The sequence below is a fragment of the Curtobacterium sp. VKM Ac-2889 genome (assembly GCF_015350855.1).
Lineage (GTDB): Bacteria > Actinomycetota > Actinomycetes > Actinomycetales > Microbacteriaceae > Curtobacterium > Curtobacterium poinsettiae.
The window spans coordinates 869,583-893,662 of record NZ_JADKSC010000002.1 but is presented as its reverse complement, the minus strand read 5'-3'; the positions used below and the strand labels follow the sequence as shown (position 1 = coordinate 893,662).

Below are 24,080 nucleotides of genomic sequence, written 5' to 3'. Positions count from 1 at the left end.
GGCGGTTTTCGCCCCCTGCGGCTGGTAGGTTCAACTCCGGTTCCGCCGGGCCCTCGGCCCACTGGCACCGTGGCACGGGGCACCCGCTCCGGGCGCCGGACGACATGTGCGTCCGACCGATACTGCAAGAAGTCCGAGGAGGACATCCATGGCTGACAAGTCACTGAACCGCACCGAGCTCGTCGCTGCCGTCGCCGCTGAGTCCGGCCAGAGCCAGGCCACCGTCAACGGCGTCGTCGACGCGCTCTTCAGCGTCGTCTCGTCGTCCGTCGCCGACGGCACGAAGGTCACGATCCCCGGTTGGATCGCCTTCGAGAAGACGCACCGCGCCGCCCGCACCGGCCGCAACCCGCAGACGGGTGACGCCATCGAGATCGCCGCGAGCGACTCGGTCAAGGTCAGCGCCGGCTCGAAGCTCAAGGCTGCGGTCAAGTAAGACTGCTCCGCACATCGAGAGGGACGGCTTCGGCCGTCCCTTTCGTCGTTCCCGGGGCCGTCACGGCCTGGAGGCCCGTTGCGGTTTGCACAGATCGGCCCGCCCCGTTCGGTGGCCGGGTGGGCACCGCCTAGGCTTGACGGGTGAATCGGATCGCGCGCATCGCCGGTCCCGCCGTGCTCCTGCTCGTCGGGTTCGTGGCGCTGCTCACGGCACTCGTCATCGGCGGGGGAGCGAACCCCGCGCTCATCGCCGACCCCGGGCCCGTCGTCCGCTTCGGGCTGCCGATCGCTCGGCTCGTCGTCGACCTGTCCGCGGCCACGACGATCGGCGGGCTCGCGCTGGCGACCGTCGGGCTGTCGCGTTCCGGACCCGAGTGGAACCGTGCGATCGACGTCGCGGCCGGGGCGAGTGGCATCTGGACGGTCGCGTCGGCCGTCGCCACGTTCTGCACGTTCCTCAGCGTCGCCGGTTCGCGCATCAGCATCGACGAGCAGTTCGGGCAGTCGATGGGGGTCTTCCTCACCGGCACCGAGCTCGGGTTGGCCTGGCTCGTGACCGTCCTCGTCGCCGCGGCCGTCACGGTGCTCTGCTTCGCAGTCCGTTCGCGGGGCATGGTCGCCCTGACCGCCGCGGTCTCGATGATCGGCCTGATCCCGCTCGCACAGCAGGGGCACGCCGCCGGTACTGCGAGCCACGACGCCGCCGTCACGGCACTGGGGCTGCACCTGGTCGGTGCGGCGCTGTGGGTCGGTGGGCTCGTCATGCTCGTGCTGCTGCGCTGGGTGCTGCCCGGCGACCGGTTGGCCGCGGTCGTGGCCCGGTACTCGAGCATCGCCCTCGGGTGCTTCGTGCTCGTCGCCGTCTCCGGCACCGCGTCGGCGCAGATCCGCGTCGGGGCGCTGTCGAACCTGTTCACCCCGTACGGCACGCTCGTCCTGGTGAAGATCGGCGCGATCGTCGCCATGGGGGTCCTCGGCGCCGTGCAGCGTCGTCGGGCCATCCGCGCCCTGACCACCTCGCCCGGTCGGCAGCGGCCCTTCTGGACCCTGATCGTCGTCGAGCTCGCGGTGATGGGCGTCGCCTCGGGCTTCGCGGCGGCACTCGGGCGCACGGCCACCCCCGTTGACCAGATCGCCCTGAGCAAGACCACCGACCCGAGCCCGGCGGAGCTCCTGACCGACGACCTGCTGCCGCACGCACCCGGTGCGTGGGGCTGGCTGACCCAGTGGAACATCGACCTGTTCTGGCTGATGGCCGCCGTGCTGCTCGCCGCGACCTACGTGGCCGGCGTCGTGCGACTGCGGCGGAGCGGCGTGCGGTGGCCGGCGCGACGCTCGATCGCCGCAGCCCTGGCGATCGTGTCCCTGGTGGTCGCGACCTCGGGCTCGCTGCACCAGTACGACCGGTTCCTCATCTCGGCCAACGTCGGTGCCCACGTGCTGCTCGGCCTGGTGGTCCCCGCCCTGGTGTGGGCGGCGGCACCCGTCGCGCTCATCCGTGCGGCCGTGCACCCCCGGCACGACGACAGCACAGGGGTGCGCGAGTGGACGGACGTCATCGTCGAGCACCCGTCCGTCCGGTACCTGGCGCAGCCGTTCCCCGCGTTCCTGCTCGCGGCGGCGGTGTGGTGGGCCTTCTTCGCCACCGATGCCGTCCGGTGGTCGGTGAGCGACCCCACCGGTCGCACCGTCAGCGACGCCGTGTTCCTGCTCGTCGGGCTGCTGGCCGTCCCCACGCTCTGCACCCCGGTCCCGGTCGGGCAGCGGCGTCCGACCACGGCTGCCGCGGTCGTCCGGATCGTCGGGGCCGTGGTGATCGCGACGGGCACGGTGTCGCTCGGCATCGCGATGCGCGGCCCGCTCGGGCTGCTGCAGGCCTCGTGGTTCGGCGCGATGGGCCGGACGTGGGGGCCGGGTCCGCTCGTCGACCAGGCCCGGGCCGGCCTCGTGTTGATCGTCGCCGGCACGCTGCTCCTGGCGACCGTCGTCGTGGTGGTGCTCGTGCGGCTCCGGCGAGACGGAGCGGCCCCGGGGGATGCGGCCGCCCCCGCCCCCGCTGCCACTGGCGCTGGCACTGGCACTGGCACTGGCACTGGCGCTGCCGTCGCCGCTGGCGATGCTGTCGCCGCCGACGCTCCTGACGCCGGGGCGACCGTGCCCGACGTCCCCGCTGCCCGCGCCGACCAGGACGACCTGGACTTCGACGACGGCAGCGACGACCTCGAACCCTCGCCCGGAGCGGACGCCCGATGAGCATCGAGCTGAGCGACGAACAGCGCGCGGTCTTCGAGTACATCGAGCACACCCGCGACCACGTGTTCATCACCGGCCGGGCCGGCACGGGCAAGTCCACGCTGCTCAACCACCTGTCGTGGAACACCGAGAAGCAGGTCGTCATCTGTGCCCCGACGGGGGTCGCCGCGCTCAACGTCGGCGGCCAGACGATCCACTCGCTGTTCCGGCTGCCGATCGGGCTCATCGCCGACGCCGAGCTGCGGCAGGGCCCGGACACCCGCAAGCTCCTCAACACGATCGACACCCTGGTCATCGACGAGGTCTCGATGGTCAACGCCGACCTGCTCGACGGCATGGACCGATCGCTCCGCAAGGCCCGTGGTCGGCAGTTCGAGCCGTTCGGCGGTGTGCAGGTCGTGATGTTCGGCGACCCGTACCAGCTGCCCCCGGTGCCCGGCGATGCCGATGAGCGCGCCTACTTCACCGACCACTACCGGTCGATGTGGTTCTTCGACGCCAAGGTGTGGCTCGAGGCCGAGCTCAACATCATCGAGCTCGCCACCGTCCACCGGCAGCGCGACGACGCCTTCGCCGCGATGCTCACCGCCGTCCGGCACGGTCGGGTCACCGCGGACATCGCTGAGCAGCTCAACACCGCCGGAGCGCGCCCGGCTCCGGACGACGCCATCACCCTGGCGACCCGCAACGACACCGTGGCGCGGATCAACAAGGCGGCCCTCGAGCGGCTGCCCGGCAAGGTGAAGACCGCCAAGGCCGACGTCAACGGTGACTTCGGCGGACGGAACTTCCCCGCCGACGAAGCCCTCGAGCTGAAGCCCGGCGCGCACGTGATGTTCCTGCGCAACGACGCCGACCAGCGCTGGGTCAACGGCACCCTCGGCATCGTGACCGCCATCCGCGACACCGTGTGGGTCGACGTCGACGGGGAGTCGTTCGAGGTCCAGCCGTCGGTGTGGGAGAAGTTCAAGTACTCGTACGACGCGGACAAGAAGGAACTCAAGAAGGACACGGTCGGGGAGTTCCAGCAGTTCCCCCTCCGGCTCGCCTGGGCCGTGACCATCCACAAGTCCCAGGGCAGCACGTACGACCGGGCCGTGGTCGACCTCGGCAACCGGGTGTTCAGCGCCGGCCAGACCTACGTGGCGTTGTCGCGGCTGACCTCGCTCGAGGGGCTGTTCCTGACGCGCCCGCTCCGCCCGCAGGACATCATCGTCGACCTGGACGTCCGACGCTTCATGTCCGAGGCACCGCGCATCGTCGCCACCGAGCTCGAAGCCCCGAAGGCGAAGCCCGACGCCGACGCCGACGCCGACGCCGACGCGGACTGACCGGAAGCTGACCGGCGCGTCGGACTGACCCGGTCGGTCTTCTGCATCGGCCTCGCGCCGAGGAACGTCGGTGCGGGCACGCCTGCGTGCCTGTCGCACACTGACGGGCGGTCACGACTCCCCGTTGGTCCTGTGTCGAGTGGTCACTCGTCGTCGCCTGGACGCTCCGCATCCGACAGTTCGTGACCGGCCCGCGCGCCCGCACCGGCCCCCCACACGCGATGCCCGCACCGACCCCGCACCGACCCCGCACACGCGACGACGCCCGCCTGCCGGAGCGGCAGACGGGCGTCGGGAAGTGCAGTCGAGCGGAGGCGTCAGGCGCGCGCGGCACGCAGCGCGCGGAGGTTCTCCTTGTCGGCACCGAGTGCGGTGAGCAGCAGGATCACACCGACGATCGCGTGGAAGACGTTGTCCGTGGTGTTGAGCGCGAAGACGTTGGCCGAGGTGTCCACGAAGACGAAGCCGTACACCGCGAAGACCACGAGCAGGACTCCGACGAGCAGGTTGCCGTTGCGGGAGCCGATGGTGTTGCCGAGGCCGGTGATGAGCAGGACCACGGCGAGCAGCACCCACACCAGGCAGAGCGCCGGGTTCACGCCGAACGCGTTCCACAGCATGCCGCCCTGGCGGTTGAAGAAGCCGGGGTCGCCGTCGGCGGCGAAGAAGAAGCCCAGGACGCCCCAGAGTGCGAGGACGCCGCCGGCCGTGAGTGCGAGCCCCCGGTTCGGCGAGGCGGTAATGCCCGGTTCCTTGATGGCCACTTCGGTTTCCTCCTCGTACACTGCCGACGCGACGTGCGTCGGTCCCGCGTGGTGCGACGGCCCGGCGGGGATCACCGATCCCGTCGTCGTGGCGCGGAGTGCGCGGCCGACAGGGGTGCGGTTCCCAGCCTCCGGCCGGTGCTCCAACGGTATCGTGTCGGACCCCGACCGACCCAATCGCAGCGCCGCTGCCAGTCGTGCGAGGAGCCCGACGACGACCACTCCGAGGAGGACCAGCCCGGTGACCTTGACACCCGAGCGCAGCGCATCCGAATCGCGTGGACCCTTGGTCTCGCGGCGGGTGCGGTGGGCTGCGCTTGCGGCTCTGGGGTTCGTGATCGTGCCTCTCGTCTACGGGGTCGCGGTGCTGACCCCGGTCGGTCAGAAAGCGGAGGACGCCGCGCTCGGCGGGGTCCGGGAGTCCGACCTGTTCAGCTCGGACACTGCCCTCAACGTCATCTCGGTGCCGGTGATCCTGTTGCTCGTCGTCGTGATCGTCGCCGTGGCGTTCGCCAGACGGCGGCTCTCGGTGGGGCTCGGCGCGGGGGTCGTGGTGCTCGCGTCGGCGGCCACCTCGACGCTCGTCAAGCGTATCGCCGTGCGCCCGGAGATCGCCCAGTCGACGACGCCGAACTCGTTCCCGTCGGGGCACGCGACGATCGCGCTGGCGGCGCTGTTCGCGGTCCTGATGGTCACGCCTCGTCGGTTCCGCCCCTTGGTGACCATCGTCGGCGCGGGCTACGCGGTGTTCGTGGCGAACCAGACCGTGGTCTACGGCTGGCACCGGGTCAGCGACATCATCGGTGCCTGCGCGATCGCGGTGTTCTGGCTCGGGATCGTCCGGGCGGTCGGTCCCCGGGTCGACCGCGGGCTCCGGGGTGACCGTGACGGTCGACGAGGCCCGCGGCGGGTGGTGAGCGTCGTGCTCCTCGTGGTGACCGGGGCCACGCTGGCGATCGGTGTCGCGGCGCTCGTGGTCGGGCTGGCCGGTGACGGTGCGTACGACCATGCCGCGATCCTGCTCGCGGGGCGGCTGGCGTCCAGTGCGAGCGTCCTGGCGGTGGTCACCGCGGTCTGGTTCCTGGACGGGATGCACCACGCCGCGCGCACCGACCCGGCCACGTTGCGGTCCGCCGGCTGACCCGGGGAGCCGAGCCGGGCCTCCAGGCCGCGCGACAGTACCGACCGACGGGCGCGAGCCTGGCGGGAATGCCACGCCGTGCGCTACGTTGTACCGAGCAAGTCGATGCAAACGCATCGATATCGCGAAAGGCGGCGCAACATGCAGTTCGGCATCTTCACGGTCAGTGACGTCACGACCGACCCCACGACCGGCACCACGCCGGACGACACCCAGCGCGTCCGCGACATCCTGACGATCGCCGAGCACGCCGACCAGGCCGGCCTCGACGTCTTCGCGACCGGTGAGCACCACAACCCGCCGTTCGTGGCCTCGTCGCCGACCACGTTGCTCGCCTACCTGGCCGCGAAGACGAAGGACATCACCCTGTCCACGTCGACCACGCTGATCACCACGAACGACCCGGTGCGCATCGCCGAGGAGTACGCGATGCTCCAGGTCGTGTCCGACGGCCGCATGGACCTCATGATGGGGCGCGGCAACACCGGCCCGGTCTACCCGTGGTTCGGGCAGGACATCCGTCAGGGCGTCAACCTGGCGATCGAGAACTACGCGCTCGTCCGCCAGCTGTGGGAGAACGACGTCGTCAACTGGCAGGGCAAGTTCCGCACGCCGCTGCAGGGCTTCACCTCGACCCCGCGTCCGCTCGACGGTGTCCCGCCGTTCGTCTGGCACGGCTCGATCCGCACGCCGGAGATCGCCGAGCAGGCCGCGTACTACGGCGACGGTTTCTTCCACAACAACATCTTCTGGCCGATCCAGCACACCGAGCAGATGGTCGGCCTGTACCGCCAGCGCTTCGAGCACTACGGGCACGGCCGCGCCGACCAGGCGATCGTCGGGCTCGGTGGGCAGTTCTTCGCGCGGAAGAACTCGCAGGACGCGATCGACGAGTTCCGGCCCTACTTCGACAACGCCCCGGTCTACGGTCACGGCCCCTCGATGGAGGACTTCACCGCCCAGACCCCGCTCACCGTCGGTTCGCCGCAGCAGGTCATCGACCGGTACGCCGCGATGAAGGACCACGTCGGGCACTACCAGCGCCAGCTGTTCCTCATCGACCACGCCGGCCTGCCGCTCAAGACGGTGCTCGAGCAGATCGACATCCTGGCGACGGACATCGTGCCGGAGTTGCGCAAGCTCAACGACGAGGGTCGCCCCCTTGACGTGCCGTCGGACCCGCCGTCGCACGCGGCGCGTGCTGCTGCCGCGATGGCGGCCGGCACGGTCGGCAGCGACCACGTCGCCGCCGAGGACGAGTGGACGGGCGCGTCCGTCTGATCGCCTGACCACCTGACGGACGGGAGGCCGGGTGCCAGCTGGCACCGGGCCTCCCGTCCGTCCCGGCGCGCGTCCAGGGCGCTGCGTCGTGAAAGCGACAGCCCTGCGGATGGCGCTGCCGTCACCTTCGCGAGAGCGACAGTTGCCCGCGGATCATCCGCGGAGATCTGTCGCTTCCGCGACGGGAGTGGCGCGCTCCGCGGCGGGGCGTGCCGGCACGAGCTTGAGGCCGACGACGCACCCGACGATGCCGGCGATGAACAGCAGGCGCAGGACGGTGACGGGCTCCGCGCCGGTGGCCATGCCCCAGAGCACGGTGAGGGCGGCGCCGGTCCCGGTCCACACCGCGTACGCCGTGCTGATCGGGATGTGCTGCAGGACGTAGCCGAACGCGACGAGGCTGATCACGATCGTGACCCCGAACACGATCGTCGGTCGGAGTTCGGTGAAACCGTCGCTCTCGCCGAGGGCGGTCGCCCAGACGGTCTCGAGCGCGGCGCTGACGAACAGGACGATCCACGCCACGTCAGCTCACCACCTTGAGGCCGATGACGCACGCCACGAGACCGAAGACCAGGGCGAGTCGGGCGAAGGACGCGGCTTCCTGGCGGCGGAGGATCGCGACGACCACGGTCAGGGATGCGCCGATGCCGACCCAGACGGCGTACGCGGTGCCGACCGGGATGGTCTTCATCGCGAACGCCAGCCCCACCATGCTCAGGGCCATCCCGGCGACGAACACGATTGTCGGGACGACCTTCTTGAAGCCGTTCGAGGCGCTGAGGGCGGTGGCCCAGACGGCTTCGAGCACGCCGCTGAGCACGAGGATTGCCCATGCCATGACGATGTCCTTTCCTGCGGGGGTCGTTGTGGTTCCCGTTGTCGTACGACTGTGCGACAACGACCTCGACGGTAGCACGAGTTGGTACGACTGTGCGAGTATGGCGTCGTGGCCAGGAGCATGGACGTCGACGAACGGCGCCGCACCGTGTCCGAGGCGGCGTGCCGGGTCCTCGCCCGCGATGGCCTCGGGGCACTGAGCGTCCGGAACGTCGCCGCCGAGGCCGGGCTGCCGCCGAGCACGGTCCGCTACACGTTCCCGACCCAGGCGAGTGTCCGGTCGCACGCGCTCGAGCTGGTGTTCGACGCGACCGCGGCCCGGGTCGACTCCGTGCCGCGGGACCTGCGCGGGACCGCCTACGCGCACGCGGTCCTGCTCGAGCTGCTGCCCCTCGACGAGGAGCGGCGCATCGAGCTCGACGTCTACCTCGGCCTCGGCACCGCCGCCCTGACCGACGCCGAACTCCGGCCGTTCCACGACCGGGTCGTCGACGAGATGCGCCAGTGGTGCGCGCAGATCCTCCGCGCGGTCGGGGTGCCGGACGCTGCCGTGCCGTACGAGACCCGGCGGTTGCACGCCCTGGTGGACGGGCTCGCGATGCACATCGTGCGGGTCGACCCCGGGGGTGACGCTTCGTGGGCGATCGACACGCTGGACCGGCACGTGGCAGGGATCGCCCGGGTCTGACCGCTGCACGGTGCCCGGAGCGCGTGCACGGTGCCGGGTCCGCGAACCCGTGCGGCGTTGGTGGCTCCGTGCGGCGCTTCATACCTGCACCGAGCGGGCAACCCTGAACGGGGTGACCGAACTCGCACGGTGCGAGGGGCGCGCAGCCCCGGGCAGGACGCGTCGCCTATCCTGTCCCGGTGACGACGACCACGCGGCCGCCGCAGCGCACCCGGAGCCTCACCGGCCCCGGCCTGGTGCTGCTCGCCGTCGTCGTCCTGCTGGGCATCCGGCTGTTCTCCCCGAGCATCGGGACGACCGGGCTGCCCGACGTCGTGCAGGACTTCCTGACGCTGGCGATCAGCGTCGTCGTCGAGTCCCTGCCCTTCGTGGTGCTCGGCATCGTGCTGTCGATCGTCGTCGAGGTCTGGGTACCGGTCGGTGCGCTCGAGAAGGTCCTGCCGCAGAACGCCTTCGGTCGTCGGGCCGTGATCTCCCTGATCGGGATGCTGTTCCCGGTGTGCGAGTGCGGCAACGTCCCGCTGGCCCGCGGTCTGATGATGCGCGGGTTCACGCCGGCCGAGGCGGTCACGTTCCTGGTCGCTGCCCCGATCCTCAACCCGCTCGTCATCATCAGCACCGCGCAGGCGTTCGGTTGGTCGGGGTGGATCCTGCCGGTGCGCATCGTCGGTGGCTTCGTCGTCGCGAACCTCGTCGGCTGGATCGTCGCCGCGCACCGCCGTCCGGCCGACCTGCTGCTCCCCGCCTTCGAGGCCCGGTGCCGTGCGGCCGTCGGAGCGCCCCGGGGCCTGCACCGCTGGCGGCAGAGCGCCGCGCAGTTCGGCGGCGAGACGGCGACGATGATGCCGGCACTGTTCGTCGGTGCCGGGCTGGCCGCCGCGATCCAGGTCGCCGTGCCCCGCTCGACCCTGGTCGCGATCGGCTCGAACCCGGTGCTGTCCGTCGCGGCGATGATGCTGCTGGCGATGACCGTGTCGCTCTGCTCGAACGTCGACGCCTTCTTCGCGCTGTCCTTCGCCTCGACGTTCCTGCCGGGGTCGATCACGGCGTTCCTGATCATCGGGCCGATCATCGACGTCAAGATGATCGCCCTGCTGCGCACGACGTTCCGGGTCCGCTTCCTGGTGCTGCTGTCCGTCGTGTGCGTCCTGTTCGCCGGAGCCGTCGGGTTGGTGATGAATGTCCTCGTCTGATGCACGCAGCAACGCGCCCGCGTACCTGGGCCTCGGGTCGGTGCTGGCCGTTGCGCTCTGCACGCTGTGGCTGGCGCTGGTCGGGCAACTCGACCTGTACATCAACCCGCGCTACTCGGTGTTCACGGTCGTGCTCGCCGCCGTCGGGGTGCCCGCGTCGATCGCCGGCCTGGTGGTCATCGCCCGCGGGCACGGCCACACGCACGGCGATGACGCGGACGAGCACGAGCCAGATGGCGATCGGGGGCGGCGCGGGCTCGGCCGTCGTCGCGCCGTCCGCGTCGTGCTCGGCAGTGCAGCCGCCATCATCACGGTCGGTGTCACCGTCGCGATGCTCGTCCTGCCCCCGACGACGCTGTCCGCCCGCACCGCACAGCAGCGGAGCGTCGACTCGGCGACCCTGTCGAACGCCACCGGTTCCGAGGCAGCGGTGTCCCTGCTCGGCAGCGAGGGCGTCGACACCTCGGAGTACGGCGTCAAGGACTGGGCGGCCCTGATCCGGCAGACCACCGACACCACGGCACTCGTCGGCAAGCAGGTCGAACTGACGGGCTTCGTGGTGCCCGGTGACGACGGGTCGTTCACCCTGACCCGCTTCGTGATCAGCTGCTGCGCCGTGGACGCGCAACCCGTCGGCCTCAGCGTCGTGCCCGGCGACGACGACGGTAGCGGTGGCGGCAGCGGCACCGTCCCCGACGAGGGGAAGTGGGTCACCGTCCGCGGCGCCCTCGCAGCGAACCCGGACCAGTCCGCCGACGCCCGCATCGTCGTCAAGGCCGCGAAGGTCACCGAGGTCGCGCAGCCCAAGGACCCGTATGAGTACTGAGACGGGCGCGAGCTCCGAGCGGCGCCGCGAGCGCCGCCCGGTCGCGCACCGGTTCCACCGCCGGTACGTGGCCGTCGTGGTCGTCCTCGCCGTGGTCGCCGCGCTCGCCGCGGTCGTCGGCTCGCAGCAGGGTCCGCGGCTCCGCGGCGTGTCCTACGACGCGACCGGGCTCGTCACGAGGCCGGCCCAGCGGATCATCCTGACGGCGAACCAGGCACTGCAGAAGGTCGACGCCGCCGACGTCCGGGTCAGCCCGGCTGCGGCGCACACCGTGACCTCGAGCGGCAACACCATCGCGGTCGAGTTCGCCGGGCCGCTGGCCTACGACCGCGACTACACCGTCACGGTCGCGGGTGTCCGGGCGCCGGGACAACGTGCGACGTCCGACCTGACGGCGGCGATCCGCACCGGCAGCACCGACGTGCTCGCCCTGGTCCCCGGGCAGGCAGGCGCGAAGGACCGCATCGTCCGGCGCTCCCTCGACGCCGGCGGCGCCACGACCGTCTACGAGGGCACCGCGATCAGCGAGTACGCCCGGCTCGGCCGCTCGCTGGTGGTCGTGAGCGGCACGGACGCCAGCTCCTCCGTCGACATCGTGGCGCTGAGCGGCGGCGTGCAGGACGACGACGCCCCCGTCGAGCACCTCACCCTGCCGACGTCCGAGGGGCGGGTCACGGCGCTCCACGTCGCGGACGACGGGGCCTCGTTCGGGTTCGAGTACGCCGACACCTCGACCGGGCAGTCCCGGAACACCGGCCTGTACGTGGTCGACATGACGGGCACGCACATGCCCACCGCGATCGCCGCGAACGGCAAGCCGAAGACGGGTGCCGTGCCGATGACCGTCGGGCAGTGGGCCTACGTCCCGCGCACCGAGAGTGCCCTGGTCCGGACGGGCAGCGACGACCTGGTGCTCGTCGACATGAGCGGTCGCGCCGACCCGGTCCGGCTCGGCAGCGCGACCTACCTGCACGGCTTCGTCGGCACCGGCACCACGGCCGTCGTCGAGACGGGCACCGGCATCGAACGGCTGGACCTGACCGACGGGTCCAAGTCGGCGTTGCAGGCCCCCGCGGCCAGCACGGATGCGGCCGTCCTCGGCCGCATCGCCCAGCTGTCCGACGACACGTACCTGCGGGTGCTGGGGGACGTGCGGTCGGACGGCACCATCGCGGCACGGATCGTGCGTGTCGACGGGGGGCGCGCCTCCCGGCTGCCCGTGACGATCCCGGAGGACGCGAGCGTCACCGCGGTCTGCCCGTCCCCGAACAGCCAGTTCGTCGCGGTCGCGACGAAGTCGGCGAACGGCGAGCTCGTGAGCATCGTCGATGCGGCCTCCGGGGCGCTCGAGGCGAGCATCGACGCCGGTTCCGTCGACTGGTGCGGCGCGCTGCCGTCCGGTGACGAGGTCGGCTGACGGTCCGGAGACGACAGACGGAAGGCCCGGTACCAGCTGGTACCGGGCCTTCCGTCCATCATGTGGTGACGACTACGCCAGCGTGGCCGCGTCGATCACGAAGCGGTAGCGGACGTCCGAGGACAGGACGCGCTCGTAGGCCTCGTTGATCTGGTCGGCGCTGATGAGCTCGGTCTCCGGCAGGATCCCGTGCTCGGCGCAGAAGTCGAGCATCTCCTGGGTCTCCTGGATGCCGCCGATGGCGGAACCAGCCCAGCTGAGCCGACGCGGGATGAGCGCGAAGGCCGGCACCTCGAGCGGCTCGGACGGTGCACCGACGTTGACGAGGGTGCCGTCGACCTTGAGCAGGCCGAGGTAGGAACCCATCGGGATCTTCGCCGAGACGGTGTTGATGATGAGCTCGAAGGAGTTCGCGAGCTTCTCGAACGTCTCCGGGTCCTTCGTCGCGTAGTGGGCCTTCGCGCCGTAGCGGAGCGAGTCGGCTTCCTTCGAGGTGGTCTGCGACAGGACGGTGACCTCGGCGCCGAGCGCGACGGCGATCTTGACGGCCATGTGGCCGAGCCCGCCCATGCCGACGACGGCGACCTTCGTGCCGGGGCCGGCCTTCCAGTGGTGGAGCGGCGAGTAGGTGGTGATGCCGGCACAGAGCAGCGGCGCGACCTTCTCGATGTCGAGCGACTCGGGGACGCGGAGCACGAAGTCCTCGTTCACGACGACGGCCTGCGAGTAGCCGCCCTGGGTGATCGAGCCGTCGGCGGGGTCGACGCTGGCGTAGGTGCCGATGTTGCCCTTGAGGCAGTACTGTTCCTGGCCGGCGACGCAGTTCTCGCACTCGCCGCACGAGTTCACCATGCAGCCGACGCCGACGCGGTCGCCGACCTTGTGCTTGGTGACGTTCGCGCCGACCTCGGTGACGTGGCCGACGATCTCGTGGCCGACGACCTGCGGGTACTGGATGGGGCCCCACTCACCGCGGACGGTGTGGATGTCCGAGTGGCAGATGCCGGCGTAGGCGATGTCGATCGCGACGTCGTCCGGGCCGACGTCACGACGGGTGATGGTGGTCTTGACGAGCGGCTCGGTCGCTGACGGTGCCGCGTACGCGTTGACGGTGCGCAATGATCTCCTCGTGGGGGTGGTGCGTTGCGGGCCGGTTCCGGCCCGGAACCAGTCTGCGCGCCCCCGCGGCCGTGTGGGAGGTACAACCAGGACACCCCTGGTGCCGTCGGACGGGCGCGTCGCGGCGGCGTGGGGGTGCTCACGCCGTTCTGCTCCCGACCTTCTGCTCGCGGCGTTCTGCTCGCTCAGGCGAGCCAGGCCAGCCGGGCCAGCCGCTGCCCGGCGATCGTCGCGAAGCGCAGGGGGTCGGCGAGGGCGTCGTCGGGTTCGCCGGTGGTCTGCGTCGCGAGCACGGTCAGCGACGCGGCGGCCGCGTAGTCGTCGAGCGGGGCCTCGATCGCGCCGGCGACGAGCATCGAGCGGGCACCGGGAGCGTGCGCCGCGGTCAGGTCGCGGACCACCGAGGGCACCTTGCCGACGGCGCTCTGTCCGTCGAAGCGTCCCTCGCCGCTGATCACGACGTCGGCGGCGTTCACGTCGGTACCGTTCACGATGTCGTTGCCCCCGAGCAGTGCCGGCAGCCCGAGGACCTCGGCGACGGCCGCTGCCCCACCCGCGAGCGTGGCGCCCCACACCAGCAGGCCGAACCCCACCCCACCCGCGGCTCCGGCGCCCGGGGTGCTCGGGTCGACGTCGGGGAAGCGCGCGGCCCAGATGGCGAGCCGGTCGTCGAAGGACGCCACACGGTCGGGCGTGATGCCCTTCTGCGGGCCGAAGACGGCGGCGGCACCGGTCGGGCCGAGCAGCGGAGAGGTGACGTCGGTGAGCACGGTGACCCCGAGCGGTGGGAGCAGCCGGAGACCGCCGGTGCCGGTGCCGGTGCCGCTCTGCTCTTCGTCGAGGCCGAGCGCCTCGAGCACCGGACGCCCGCCGTCGGTGGACGCGCTGCCCCCGATGCCGAGCACGAGCCCCGTCGCACCGGCGTCGAGCGCGGCGGCGATCGCCTCGCCGAACCCACGGCTCGTCGCCGCGTCCGGCATCGGTGCATCGAGCAGGGGCAGGCCGCTCGTCGCCGCGAGCTCCACCACGGCACGGCCGTCGGGCAGTCGCAACCACTGGGTGGCGACCGGGGCCCCGGCCGGCCCGGTCACGGTGACGGGGACCCGGACGGATCCGGGGACGGCGGTCTCGAAGGCGTCGAGGGTGCCCTCGCCACCGTCGGCCATCGGGACGAGCACCACGTCGTCGTCAGGGCGTTCGGCCAGCCAACCGTCGCGGACCGCCGCAGCGATCGACGCCGCCGTCGCGGTGCCCTTGAACGAGTCCGGAGCCACGATGATGCGCACGGTTCCACCGTAGTGGCCGGTCGCGGGACGCCGGCGTGCGCGCGTGTGTGAGACGCCGGTCTGTGTGGTGTGTGCGTGTGTGAGACGCCGGTGTGTGCGCAGAACGCCTCGTTGTCCGCGAGACGCCTCCGTATTCGGCGGCGTCTCGAGGCCATGGCGGCGTCGAACGAACACGACGGCGTCCATCGACCGCGCCGGCGTGCGTCGAACGAACACGCCGGCGTGCGTCGAACGAACACGCCGGCGTCTCGCGAACGACCGCGCCCCGACGCGTCAGGGCGCGGGCACCGGCTCCGGCAGGGCGAAGCGCGGGTGCGGCACTCCGCCCGTCGCGAGGTCCGCGAGCATCTCGCCCAGCAACGGCGCGAACTTGAAGCCGTGCCCGGAGAACCCCGTCGCCACGGTGAGCGGCCCCATGCGGTCGATGACGAAGTCCTCGTCGGGGGAGTTGTCGTACAGGCAGCTGATGAACGTCGGCTTCGTCGCGTCGACCCCCGGCACGTACCGCGCGACGTACGCCTGCAGCCGCTCGGCTTCGGCGGGTACGGGCGTGAAGTCGCGGTCGTCCGGGTCGACCACGGGCCCGGTGCCGTGGAACCCGACCTTGACGCCCTCGCCGGGCGTCAGCAGCCCGTAGACGTCGTCGCCGTCGGCCCAGTGCACGAAGCTCGGCCAGGCCTCGTCCGGCAGGTGGCTGGGGAAGTGGGCGGGCTGCTCCTGGGTGACGCGGATGGCCGGGAGGCCCGTCCCGCGTCCGGTAAGCAGCCCGCCGACGAGCGTGGGGGCCCACGACCCCACCGCGGCCACCACGGACGCGGTGCGGACCGCGGTGTCGTCGGACAGTGTCACGGTGACGTCGTCACCGTGGTCGTCGAGCCCGGTGACCCGGGTGTCGAAGCGCAGGTCGGCGAGGCCGGTCCGTTCGGCCAGGGTCAGGAAGGCCTCGACCGTCCGGTCGGAGCGGATCCGCCCCGCCGACGCATGGGTCAGCACGTGCCCCTCGAACGCGATGCCGGGCCAACGTGCTGCCGCCTGCTCCGGCGTCAGCGACTCGTGGGGGATGTCCGCGTCGGCCAGGGCGGCGGCGATCGCGTCGACGACCTCGGACCGCCCGTGGTCGACCGCGCCCGTGCGGACGATGAGCTCCTCGCCGGCGGCCTCCTCGAGCCCTTCCCACAGCGCCAGTGCGCGGGTGGTCAGCGCGACGTACTCCGGGTCGGCGTAGCCCTGCCGGAAGATCCGGGTCGCACCGTGCGAGGAACCGAGGTGGTGGCCGCGGGCGTGCTGCTCGACGAGCAGGACGCGCTCGCCGCGGGCCGTCAGGGCGTACGCGGTCGCAGCACCGACGACCCCGGCGCCGATGACGACGTGCGTCGCCGGTGCGGGGATGGTCATGTCGAGAGCGTAGTTGGGTGCGCCGACCCCGACACGACCGTCGCCGTCAGCGGCCCGAGGTCGGCACCGTGGTCCCGAGGCCCCGTTCGCGAGCGACTTCGAGCACCAGGGCGGCGACCGCCAGATCCTGCGCACCGAGCCCGACCGAGTCGAACACCGTGACCTGGTCGTCGTCGACCCGGCCGGCAGCACGTCCGACGATGACCTCGCCGAGTTCGGCCGGGTGCAGGTCCTGCGGGACCGCGCCCTCGACGACGGCCTCGAGCAGGTCGCCCGACTTCGACCAGGCTGTGGCCCGGCTGTCGACGAACACCGTCCCACGCGCCATCGCGGGGCCGTCGAGCTCGCGGTGGGTGGGGCGCGGACGGGCGCCGACGGCGTTCACGTGCTGGCCCGCGTGCAGCCAACCGCCCTCCACGACCGGGCGTACCGACGGCGTGAGCGTGCACAGGACGTCGCACTCCTCGGCCACCTGGCGGGGACCACCCACCACGGTGCATCGTTGAGCGAGGTCGTCACCGACGGTCTCGAGGAACCGACCGGTCGTCGCCGCGGAACGCGACCAGAGGAGCACCCGTTCGAAGGACCGGACCTTCGCGAACGCACGCAGGTGCTCGACGGCGAGGTTCCCGGCGCCGACGAACCCCAGCGTCGTGCTGTGCGATCGAGCGAGGTGCTGCGTGGCGACGACCGAGGCTGCCGCCGTCCGCGCGCGGGTGATGTCCTTGCCGTCGAGGACGCCCAGGCACTCGCCGGTCATCGCAGACGACACCAAGATGCTGGACCGCTGGGTCGGCAGACCGCGGGAGGCGTTGTGCGGGATGTCGGCCATGAGCTTCACCGCCACCAGACCCAGCCGGTCGGACCGCACCGCCATCGGCAGGAAGAGCGCATCGTCGGCACCCGTCAGGGCGACCGGGGCCGGCTGCTGCATCCGGCCTGCTCCGAGGTCGGCGTGGACGGCTTCGACGGCTTCGAGCACATCGACGTCCTCGAGCGCAGCAGCGACGTCGGACGCCCCGAGGACGAGCGTCACGAGACGGCGACGGCGCTCGGCGAACCGAGGAGTTCGTCGGACGACGGGACGTGCGTCGTGAGTCCGCCGTCGAACAGGATCCGCATCCACCGGTCGGACGCATCACGGTCCACGACGGCGGAGTCCCACACGCCGCCCGCCGCCATCTCGTCGGCGGCTCGTCGGAGCAGCGACTGGTCCTTGTCCGGCCAGCGGGCTGCGAGCACGGCGGTGATCTCGGCGTCGGCGTCGCCAGCGGTGATCCGCTGCATGGCCGCAGCGATGCCGTCCATGAACCGTGGCACGCGGTCACCGAGTTCCTCGATACGGTCGGTGCGGGTGTAGTAGACGCTGTTCGGCATCACCCCGCCGGCATCGAGGTGCCGGAAGACGATCGACCCGCCGCCAGCCGCCACGAGTTCCTCGGCGGACACGAGGTCGAGGATGATGGCGTCGCCGAGGCCGCCTCGGTAGAGCTCCACGAGCATGGCGGTCGACAGGTCGCGGACGAAGCGGGTCGCTGCGACGTCGAGACCGGCTTCGCGGACGAGCCCCGCCGTGAACTCGTAGGGCGCGCTGCCGCCCGCACCCGGCGCGAGCACGACCTTCCCCGCGAGCCAGTCCAGGGTGATCGGGTCGGTCTCGTTCCGCGCCACGATGGTCATCGGGAAGGCGTGGTTCAGCTGGCCGACGACGGACAGTGCACGAGCGGTGCCGGCGTACATCGCCGGCACCCAGAGGCCCCCGAGCGCGAGGTGGGCTGCACCCGAGTCGATGTCGTCGAGGACGCCAGTCCACGGGTCGCAAGCGGTGGCGGTCACGGTGAGTCCGCGTTCGGCGAAGAGGCCGCCCAGGTCGGCGACGTACTCGGGCAGGTAGTTGAGGCCGTTCGCGGTCGCCGAGATCTGCAGGGTGTCCATGGTGGTGCTCCGTTCGTGGGGTGCGGCGTGCCGGGCGTTGCCTGGCACGCCGCTGGATCGTGTGGGTGGATCGGGTGGTTCAGGTGGACCTGGCGGTGAGGACGTTCTCGTTCACGTCCTCGAGGGAACGACCGCGCGTCTCGGGGGCGAACCGCGACGCGATCACGAGCACCGCGTACATGGCTGCCGCGAGTCCGAAGACACCGGCGAAGGCCCAGGCACCGTAGAGCGCTATCGCGGCGAAGGGCATCACGGCGCCGGCGATGTTGCCGATCCCGTTCACGATCGAGGCGCCGGACGCTCGGATCGCCGTGGGGTAGACCTCGGCGGTCCAGGCTGCGAGCGTGGTGTTCGTCAGCATCGTGAAGAACTGGAACAGTGCGCCGAGGGCGAGGATCGCGCCGGTGTCGTTCCCGAACGCTGCGAACGCCAGTGCGGTCAGACAGCCCAGGACCCCCGCGGTGGCGACCAACGGTCGACGCCCGATGCGGTTCGCGAGCAGGGCGGCGGCGGTGCACCCGAGGAGCGAGCCGACGTTCATGATCATCGTGTACAGCAGGCTCTGCGAGACGGAGTACCCACGTTCGACGAGCAGCGTGGGCATGAGGAAGTTCAGCGTGACCTGCACCCCGAAGGCCATCCACGACGCGACCCCGATGGCGATCGTCCGGCGCAGGACCAGCCGGTGGAACACCGCTGCGGGTGAGGCGTGCAAGGACACCGGCGGGAGATCTGCGGGGCTGAGCCGGACGGGGCCGACGGCGTCCGCGGGCGGCGTCAAGGTGTTCGAGGCGAGGACCGCGAGCGAGCGGTTCGCGTCGTCGATCCGCCCCTTCGAGAGGAGCCAGCGCGGCGTCTCGGGCAACTTGCGCCGGTACAGGACGACGAACAGCGCGGGGAGCGCCAGGATCACGAAGCTCCAGCGCCAGACGTGGTCGTCGCCACCGAGCGGGACGGCCAACGGGCCGAGGAGGAGCAGGAAGAGGCCGTAGGAGATGAAGTTCCCGATGCCGCCTGCACCGACGTTGATCGTGGCGATGAGTCCGCCCCGGTACCGGGTCGCGACCATCTCGGACAGCATCGCGATGCCGATCATGAACTCACCGCCGACGCCGATGCCGACGATGAAGCGGCTGACCAGCAGCATCTCGAAGTTCGGGGAGACAGCGCTCAGCAGGCCGCCCAGCGTGTAGACGAGCAGGTTCAGGCCGAGCGAGAACCGGCGGCCGTAGCGGTCGGCGAGCCAACCGGCGAGGAGCCTGCCGACCAAACCGCCGACGACGGTCGCGGTGTTGATGGTGGAGAGCTGGACGTCGCCGATCGCGAGGGAGGCCTTGATGTTGGTGGCCATCGCGCCGACGGAGTTCTGCTCGAGGGTGTCGAAGAACTCACCGGCGAGGATGAGCATGAGGACCCAGAACTGGGCTCGTGTGAACCCGATCGAGTCGAGTGCGGAGCCGACGCCTCCGGAAGGCTGGTCGGTGGTGGTGCGTGTTGGTGCGGTGGAGCGCGTTACAGCAGACATTCGTAACTCCAGCGGGGAAGAGTGAGCGGTGCACCGTGCGGTCACTCTTTTGTATACGAAAAGCTGTTTCGGGCTGGTTTCGACTTCGAGACGTTTCGTGACGCATCCGGCTCCAACCGCACCGGATCAGACATGCGGTCGAAGTCGCCGACTGCGCGCGAACTGCGGTCGTATACGTTCTACGCGCTGAGTTCGCGGTAGATCGCTTCGTCGCGACGCAGGTGCTCGTCCATCAGCAGCCCTGCCTGAACCGATGCTCCCCGCAGGATCGCGTTCGCGACGGCGGCGTGGTCCCCGCTGCTCGCGGCGACCTCTTCACGCGTCACGCGCTCGAAGGCCCAGGCGGTCTGGTGGATCAGCTGTTCGATCATCGTCTCGAGTCGGGTGTTCCCGGACGCTCGGGCCACCAGGCCGTGGAATGCGAACCGGGGCGACTGGGCCTCGACCTCCTGGTCGGAGCGGCCCTCGTGGCCGACTGCCCGGAGCAGGGCCGCGCAGTCGCCGCCCGTCCGGTCGGCCGCGAGCTCGGCGGCCAGGACCTCGAGCCCGCGCCGGATCTGCATCAATTCGATGACGACCTCGGTTGAGGAATCCGCGACCCGGACGCCCTTGAACTTCTCGGCGACGACGAAGCCCTCGGTCTCCAGCTGTCGGAGGGCTTCGCGGACAGGGACCCGGGAGACGCCGAAACGCTCCGCGAGCACGTCTTCCTTGAGTCTCGAGCCACGTGCGAGCGAGCCGCTGATGATCTCGGCCCTGATGGCCTTGAGGACCGATGTCGGCTTGGACTCCACGGCTTGATCGTAGTTGGAGCGAGTGACGGGAATCGAACCCGCGCTACCAGCTTGGGAAGCTGGAGTTCTACCATTGAACTACACTCGCGCGCCCCGCAGAACGGGACTCGGCAAGCCTAGCGGATTCTCGCCTGGAAGCCAGCCGACCGCGCACCGTACGCCGTCTGCCGGGCGCGTGTCGTGCCTCCCGAGTCTCCGCTGTGAGGGTGCCGACTCGACGGACAGGTGTCGGACCCGTGTGTACCGTCCAGGGAGTTCCAGCCCCCGAACCGAGGAGGACCCGGATGGTCAGGCATCCCCTCATCGACGACGTGGTCGGCCCGGCGATCGTGGTCGAGTCGGCCTCGCCCGTCGTGTGGCTGACCGACGCGCTCGCCTCGTTGCTCCGCCGCTCGGCGGACGCCGGGCGGACGGTCGTGCTCCGCACCGGACGGTCGGCGGCGATCACCCCGGCGCTCCGGCACGCACTCGGCGCGTACGGTGCCGCGTGGGCCGTCTCCGACTTCGACGGGACGCTGCGTGACGGCCGGACCGGTGTCGCTGCCTCGGACATCGAAGACTTCGTGCACCGGGGCCCCGAACTCGTGGGCACCCCGTCGCCCGAGCACCCGGTCTCGGCCGACTCGGTCCGTCAGATCAGCATCGACCTGACCCTCCGGCACCACCCCGGCCGCGCGGTCGACATGGGCTCGGCGATCGAGGCCCTGTGCCACACCGTCGGCACCTGCCCGACCCGGTGGGGCACCGCAGAACCGCTCACCGTGCCGTGGGACCGCTGGGTCGTGACGCAGTACGCGAAGCACGAGGCACCCGGCATCTCGACCTCGTACGCCGTCGGCGAGGGCTTCTCGGCGACGATGACCGCGCACCTGGTCGGCGGGGTCGTCGTGGAGACGATGTCCGCCGTGCTCACCGTGCCCGAGGAGAACACCGACCCGGGCCTGGCCAACCGCATGTTCGACGCCGTGCAGCGGGTCGCCGACCAGGTCGTCCCCGTCTTCGGCGTCGTCATGCAGCGCCGCGGTGACGCCGACCACCTGGTCCGTGCCGTCTCGCACGGTGAACCGTCGCCGCTCGCCGTCGTCGTCGGGCCCGAGGCCGCCGGCTTCCTGGACCGTGACGGTGTCTGGCCGCCGCCGCGCACCACGACCGCGACGTTCGCCGCCGGAACCGGCTCGTCCGGTCGCCCGGACGCCGACACCGACGGCGGCATGATCGTCCGCTTCGAGGACGGCTGGGAAGCGCTCGAGTCGTTCCTCGACCGCATCGACGAGGACCGCTTCCTGCAGCTGGTCGGCGGTGCGCCGCTCGACCCCGCCCACGACGAGGGCACACTCGACGGCCACGTCCGCGACGACCGGATGGTGGGCGGCCAGGGTGCCGCGTGACGTCACGATCCTGTGCCGGCAGCCGGTCGAGCCGCGCGAGGTCGCCGAGGCGCTGCTGCTGCACGACGAGACCTGGGGCGTCCGCGCACTCGACGACGGCCCGATGGTCCAGGTCTGCCGGGACGCCACCCACCCGGTGATCACCGTGCTGAGCGTGCGGCGCGTGGACTCCTTCGATGAGGTGGAGCGGATCCTGCCGGACGCCCCGACCCTGGCGACGCCGCTGTGGTGGGTCGACACGGTCACCCCAGCCGGCCCCGACGGGGAATCGGGGATCTCGGCCGCGCTCGAGGCCGCCATGGACCTCGACGCGGTCTGCATCGTCCACGGCGACTGAACACCCGCGGGCACCCCCGGGCGATCGGTACGGCGGGTCAGTCCCGCTTGCTCATCGCCGCCAGGCGCTCGTTGTAGGCCTTGAGGTCGGCGTCGCCGTCGCGCTCGGCCTTGCGGTCGAGGCGCTTCGCGTCGCGCTTGTCCGAGCGCATCCAGTTGCGGACGACGAGCAGGGCCACGAACACCATCGGGAGCTCCGACGCACCCCAGGCGATGCCGCCGCCGGTGTGCTGGTCGTCGAGCAGTGCGGCGTCGTTGGTCTGTCCGAGCGCGTGGAACCAGTCGATCGCGAACACCGACTGCGACGTCATGACCGCGACACCGAAGAACGCGTGGAACGCCAGGGTGGCCAGGAGCGTGATGATGAGCATCGGGTACGGAGGACGCTTCGGGCCCGGGTCGACACCGACGAACACCCAGAAGAACAGGTACCCGCTCAGGACGAAGTGGACGATCATCGCGACGTGCCACTCGTGCGACTGCATCGCGGCCTGGTACGCCGGGGTGAAGTAGAACACCACGAGGGACCCGGCGAAGATGATCCCGGCGACGGCGGGCTTGCCGAGGAACTGCATCCAGCGGGAGTGCACGAAGAGCATGAGCCACTCGCGGGCGCCGCGGGAGCCGTCGTTGCGGACCGGCAGCGTGCGGAGCGCGAGCAGCACCGGGCCGCCGAGCACGAGCGGCAGCGGCACGAACATCATCAGCAGCATGTGCTGGAGCATGTGCGACGAGAAGTGGATCATGCCGTAGACCGCGGGGCCGGCCGACGTGGTCCAGATGAACAGGGCGCAGCCGATCAGCCAGGCGATGGTGCGGCCGACGGGCCAGGAGTCACCGCGCTTCCGGAGCTTGCGGACCGCCAGCAGGTACCAGACGGCTCCGACGACGGCCAGGCCGAGCCAGACCCAGTCGATGTGCCACTGCGTCAGGTAGGTCTGCGCGGTCTGCGCCGGCGGGAACGGGAAGCCGATCAGACCAGAGCGGGTGTCCTCGCCCGTCGCCGGGGTCTGCGGGATCGGCGGCTGCGACCGGGACACGGCGACCGAGACGCCGATGGCCACGGCCATGAACACGATCTCGGCCAGGGCGAACCGGGTGAACAGGCGACGGTCGAGCGGCGCACGGAGGAGTCCGGGCACGAGCTTCCGGCGCTGGACGACACCGGCGACGCCGAGCAGGACGAGGATGACCGCCTTGACCGTGATGAGCCAGCCGTAGGTCGTCGTGAGCAGGTCGAGCGGACCGGTCAGCCGGAGCGACGCGTTCACGATGCCGGAGAACGCCACGGCCCCGAAGGACCAGCCGGCGAGCGTCGAGTACCGGGCGATGACCCGGCCCGTCGCACCCTTGGTGCGCGTGCGGAGCAGGACCACGGCGACCAGGCCACCGGCCCACACGCACACCCCGACCAGGTGGATCGCGAGCGAGTTCACCGCGTTCGCGTGCTCGAGCGACCCGGCGGCGTGGCCGGACAGCGCCAGGGGGAGCAGGGCGAACAGGCCGATGACGGTGGCGAACGCCAGGGTCGTCACCCGGGTGGCGAAGGCGGCCACCACCGTGGCGATGAGGATCGCGGCCGCGGACACGACGAGGGCCTGACCGATCTCGACCTGGAACGCGAAGAGCATGAAGTTGCGCGCGAACACCGGGCTGGTGAGCGGGACGCCCAGCGTGTTCGCGCCGGTGAGGACGATGCTCACCGCCGCGGCGAGGAACCAGACGGCGCCGGTCGCTGCGGCCCACCGGGTGGCCCGGTGCTGCACGCTGGACAGCGCGCCGTGGTCCTTCTTCTGCGCGGGAAGAGCGAAGGCGGCGACGATGAGGAGCCCGATCGTGAGCGCCGCCATCGTGTCGTGCACGACGCGGGCGATCGGTAGGCCGTACTCGACGAGCTCGCCGGCGGACACCAGCTGCTGACTCGTGCTGAAGGCGCCGGTGATCGTCAGCCCGAGGAGCGAGCACGCGACGGCCAGGGGGATCGCGATGACCAGGACCGTCGCGACGGTGGACGAGCGCCCGGTGGTGGGGGCGGCGTCCGGTGCTGACCCGGTGGGCTGGGTTTCGGGTGACGTGACGGTCATGACCGTCCAATGGTAGGCGTGTCGGCTGGCAACCGGCCCCTCGGAT

22 protein-coding genes and 1 tRNA gene are annotated in these 24,080 nt (G+C 71.1%); 11 read left to right on the top strand and 12 right to left on the bottom strand.

Features of this window, described 5'->3' with window-relative positions; genetic code table 11:
* The first annotated feature begins 148 nt into the window (after positions 1 to 148).
* The 3 genes from ITJ50_RS09995 to ITJ50_RS09985 all read left to right on the top strand — a co-directional run bounded on the left by ITJ50_RS09995 (position 149) and on the right by ITJ50_RS09985 (position 4,022).
* Positions 149 to 436, top strand: a complete 288-nt coding sequence (locus tag ITJ50_RS09995) for an HU family DNA-binding protein (RefSeq protein WP_017886454.1) — start codon at positions 149 to 151, stop codon at positions 434 to 436.
* A 143-nt stretch (positions 437 to 579) separates the two neighbouring features.
* Complete coding sequence (locus ITJ50_RS09990; RefSeq protein ID WP_194590409.1) at positions 580 to 2,691, top strand: cytochrome c oxidase assembly protein; 2,112 nt, start codon at positions 580 to 582, stop codon at positions 2,689 to 2,691.
* On the top strand, positions 2,688 to 4,022 hold the full coding sequence (locus tag ITJ50_RS09985) for an ATP-dependent DNA helicase (protein ID WP_194590408.1): 1,335 nt from the start codon (positions 2,688 to 2,690) through the stop codon (positions 4,020 to 4,022). Before ITJ50_RS09990 ends, ITJ50_RS09985 begins: the two co-directional genes overlap by 4 nt.
* A 317-nt stretch (positions 4,023 to 4,339) precedes the next feature.
* Here the strand turns inward: ITJ50_RS09985 and ITJ50_RS09980 are convergent, their stop codons facing one another.
* Positions 4,340 to 4,786: a DUF4383 domain-containing protein gene (locus ITJ50_RS09980; RefSeq protein ID WP_159557184.1), complete on the bottom strand. Its 447-nt coding sequence runs from the start codon at positions 4,784 to 4,786 to the stop codon at positions 4,340 to 4,342.
* Positions 4,787 to 5,120: 334 nt separating this feature from the next.
* Here ITJ50_RS09980 and ITJ50_RS09975 point away from each other — a divergent pair, with 334 nt between their 5' ends.
* Both ITJ50_RS09975 and ITJ50_RS09970 read left to right on the top strand, forming a co-directional pair.
* Positions 5,121 to 5,927, top strand: a complete 807-nt coding sequence (locus ITJ50_RS09975) for a phosphatase PAP2 family protein (RefSeq protein WP_056069687.1) — start codon at positions 5,121 to 5,123, stop codon at positions 5,925 to 5,927.
* Positions 5,928 to 6,068: 141 nt separating this feature from the next.
* Positions 6,069 to 7,208, top strand: a complete 1,140-nt coding sequence (locus tag ITJ50_RS09970) for a CE1758 family FMN-dependent luciferase-like monooxygenase (RefSeq protein WP_140448243.1) — start codon at positions 6,069 to 6,071, stop codon at positions 7,206 to 7,208.
* 153 nt (positions 7,209 to 7,361) lie between these two features.
* Here the strand turns inward: ITJ50_RS09970 and ITJ50_RS09965 are convergent, their stop codons facing one another.
* Positions 7,362 to 7,733, bottom strand: coding sequence for a DMT family transporter (locus ITJ50_RS09965; protein ID WP_140448244.1), 372 nt, complete (start codon positions 7,731 to 7,733; stop codon positions 7,362 to 7,364).
* A gap of 1 nt (position 7,734) precedes the next feature.
* A complete protein-coding gene (locus ITJ50_RS09960; protein ID WP_017886447.1) occupies positions 7,735 to 8,049 on the bottom strand; it encodes a DMT family transporter in 315 nt (104 codons plus the stop codon).
* Positions 8,050 to 8,157: 108 nt separating this feature from the next.
* On the opposite strand from ITJ50_RS09960, the gene ITJ50_RS09955 reads away from it, so the two are divergent.
* From ITJ50_RS09955 to ITJ50_RS09940, 4 genes are all read left to right on the top strand, one after another.
* Positions 8,158 to 8,736: a TetR/AcrR family transcriptional regulator gene (locus tag ITJ50_RS09955; protein WP_031259380.1), complete on the top strand. Its 579-nt coding sequence runs from the start codon at positions 8,158 to 8,160 to the stop codon at positions 8,734 to 8,736.
* A gap of 179 nt (positions 8,737 to 8,915) precedes the next feature.
* Positions 8,916 to 9,929 (top strand): permease, encoded by a 1,014-nt coding sequence (locus ITJ50_RS09950; RefSeq protein WP_042538379.1) that lies wholly within the window; start codon positions 8,916 to 8,918, stop codon positions 9,927 to 9,929.
* Positions 9,916 to 10,755 carry a TIGR03943 family putative permease subunit gene (locus tag ITJ50_RS09945; protein ID WP_194590407.1) on the top strand — a complete coding sequence of 280 codons (840 nt, stop codon included), beginning with the start codon at positions 9,916 to 9,918 and terminating at the stop codon, positions 10,753 to 10,755. Before ITJ50_RS09950 ends, ITJ50_RS09945 begins: the two co-directional genes overlap by 14 nt.
* The gene (locus ITJ50_RS09940) at positions 10,745 to 12,172 is read left to right on the top strand and encodes a hypothetical protein (protein ID WP_194590406.1); all 1,428 of its coding nucleotides are present in this window, start codon (positions 10,745 to 10,747) and stop codon (positions 12,170 to 12,172) included. The genes ITJ50_RS09945 and ITJ50_RS09940 overlap by 11 nt, the downstream gene beginning before the upstream one ends.
* 72 nt (positions 12,173 to 12,244) lie before the next feature.
* Here ITJ50_RS09940 and ITJ50_RS09935 read toward each other — a convergent pair whose 3' ends face one another.
* The 8 genes from ITJ50_RS09935 to ITJ50_RS09900 all read right to left on the bottom strand — a co-directional run bounded on the left by ITJ50_RS09935 (position 12,245) and on the right by ITJ50_RS09900 (position 20,314).
* A complete protein-coding gene (locus ITJ50_RS09935) occupies positions 12,245 to 13,291 on the bottom strand; it encodes an NAD(P)-dependent alcohol dehydrogenase (RefSeq protein ID WP_017886442.1) in 1,047 nt (348 codons plus the stop codon).
* A 185-nt stretch (positions 13,292 to 13,476) separates the two neighbouring features.
* Positions 13,477 to 14,577 (bottom strand): glycerate kinase, encoded by a 1,101-nt coding sequence (locus ITJ50_RS09930; RefSeq protein ID WP_323749900.1) that lies wholly within the window; start codon positions 14,575 to 14,577, stop codon positions 13,477 to 13,479.
* 273 nt (positions 14,578 to 14,850) lie between these two features.
* A complete protein-coding gene (locus ITJ50_RS09925; protein WP_194590405.1) occupies positions 14,851 to 15,972 on the bottom strand; it encodes an FAD-dependent oxidoreductase in 1,122 nt (373 codons plus the stop codon).
* Positions 15,973 to 16,018: 46 nt separating this feature from the next.
* Positions 16,019 to 17,008: an ornithine cyclodeaminase family protein gene (locus ITJ50_RS09920; RefSeq protein ID WP_194590404.1), complete on the bottom strand. Its 990-nt coding sequence runs from the start codon at positions 17,006 to 17,008 to the stop codon at positions 16,019 to 16,021.
* Positions 17,005 to 17,907: an ABC transporter substrate-binding protein gene (locus tag ITJ50_RS09915; RefSeq protein ID WP_194590403.1), complete on the bottom strand. Its 903-nt coding sequence runs from the start codon at positions 17,905 to 17,907 to the stop codon at positions 17,005 to 17,007. Before ITJ50_RS09915 ends, ITJ50_RS09920 begins: the two co-directional genes overlap by 4 nt.
* A 79-nt stretch (positions 17,908 to 17,986) precedes the next feature.
* Positions 17,987 to 19,432, bottom strand: coding sequence for an MFS transporter (locus ITJ50_RS09910; RefSeq protein ID WP_228499459.1), 1,446 nt, complete (start codon positions 19,430 to 19,432; stop codon positions 17,987 to 17,989).
* Between the two features lie 179 nt (positions 19,433 to 19,611).
* On the bottom strand, positions 19,612 to 20,226 hold the full coding sequence (locus tag ITJ50_RS17885; RefSeq protein WP_194590402.1) for a GntR family transcriptional regulator: 615 nt from the start codon (positions 20,224 to 20,226) through the stop codon (positions 19,612 to 19,614).
* Positions 20,227 to 20,240: 14 nt separating this feature from the next.
* A tRNA-Gly gene (locus ITJ50_RS09900) sits at positions 20,241 to 20,314 on the bottom strand.
* A gap of 196 nt (positions 20,315 to 20,510) precedes the next feature.
* Between ITJ50_RS09900 and ITJ50_RS09895 the strand changes: the two genes are divergently transcribed.
* Both ITJ50_RS09895 and ITJ50_RS09890 read left to right on the top strand, forming a co-directional pair.
* Positions 20,511 to 21,614: a DUF6177 family protein gene (locus ITJ50_RS09895; RefSeq protein ID WP_017886435.1), complete on the top strand. Its 1,104-nt coding sequence runs from the start codon at positions 20,511 to 20,513 to the stop codon at positions 21,612 to 21,614.
* Complete coding sequence (locus ITJ50_RS09890) at positions 21,604 to 21,951, top strand: hypothetical protein (RefSeq protein WP_017886434.1); 348 nt, start codon at positions 21,604 to 21,606, stop codon at positions 21,949 to 21,951. Before ITJ50_RS09895 ends, ITJ50_RS09890 begins: the two co-directional genes overlap by 11 nt.
* A 37-nt stretch (positions 21,952 to 21,988) precedes the next feature.
* On the opposite strand, the gene ITJ50_RS09885 is transcribed toward ITJ50_RS09890, so the two are convergent.
* A complete protein-coding gene (locus ITJ50_RS09885; RefSeq protein WP_071251835.1) occupies positions 21,989 to 24,034 on the bottom strand; it encodes a cytochrome c oxidase assembly protein in 2,046 nt (681 codons plus the stop codon).
* Positions 24,035 to 24,080 lie beyond the last annotated feature (46 nt).